The sequence below is a fragment of the Streptomyces sp. NRRL F-2664 genome (assembly GCF_000719345.1).
In the GTDB taxonomy this organism is placed as follows: Bacteria; Actinomycetota; Actinomycetes; order Streptomycetales; family Streptomycetaceae; genus Streptomyces.
The window spans coordinates 1-374 of record NZ_JOFX01000472.1; the positions used below are offsets into that span (position 1 = coordinate 1).

Annotated in this window: 1 protein-coding gene; it reads left to right on the plus strand. The window is 72.2% G+C overall.

All coding sequences use genetic code 11. The annotated features are described in order from the left end of the window. On the plus strand, positions 1-374 hold a 374-nt coding region (locus tag IF89_RS39980), incomplete at both ends, for a hypothetical protein (protein ID WP_043195085.1).

Consider the following 374-nt stretch of genomic DNA (forward strand, 5'->3'; position numbering starts at 1 on the left):
CACGGCAACCGCACCGACTTCGCCTTCACCCCGGCCGGAGAGACCTGGCAGCTCACGTCTGTCACCGACCCCTACGGCGCCGCCACAGAAGTCGCCTACAGCGACGGCCGGGTCGTGTTCACCGCACCGCCGCGCTCCGGCGACGGCCACCGCCTCACCGCCGTCCTCGAACTGGAAGACGGCCTGGTCCGCAAGGCCACTGCCGGGGACGGCGCGGTGACGGGGCTGGAGTACGGGCGGCCGCTGGCCGGACACGGCCCCGTCATCACCCGCGTCGCCTCCCCCCTCGGCGCGGTGACCGAGATCGCCTACTCGCGGGTGAGGACGATGTCTTCGACCAGCGGACCGGCTTCACCTACACCACCGAGGTCTCC